Source organism: Pseudomonas agronomica, from assembly GCF_025917275.1.
Lineage (GTDB): Bacteria > Pseudomonadota > Gammaproteobacteria > Pseudomonadales > Pseudomonadaceae > Aquipseudomonas > Aquipseudomonas agronomica.
In genome coordinates, this window is the sequence record NZ_JAOSHO010001088.1 from 1 (window position 1) to 353 (window position 353).

Consider the following 353-nt stretch of genomic DNA (forward strand, 5'->3'; position numbering starts at 1 on the left):
ACCGCCATGGGTGGGCTGCTGTGCTACCTGAGCGGTCGTCGAGTGGCGGTTGTGCAGAAGTGATGTGCTGGCCAGGTAAACGGGGCTAGCGCCCTTGCCTACTCCACCGCCTCGACCACACCCTGATCCTCACCCAGGAACCCGCCACTCTGATGATGCCAAAGCCGCGCATAGGTACCATTCCTCCCAAGCAATTCAGCGTGGGTGCCTTGCTCGATGATGCGCCCCTCATCCATGACGATGAGCCTGTCCATGGCCGCAATCGTCGACAGTCGATGGGCAATGGCGATGACGGTCTTGCCCTTCATCATTTCATCGAGGCTCTCCTGGATTGCCACTTCGACTTCTGAATC

General features: G+C 59.2%; 1 pseudogene. It reads right to left on the reverse strand.

The window, feature by feature from the left end:
- Positions 1-98: 98 nt before the first annotated feature.
- A pseudogene (locus tag OC610_RS29045) lies at positions 99-353 on the reverse strand (multidrug ABC transporter ATP-binding protein); the annotation flags it as partial.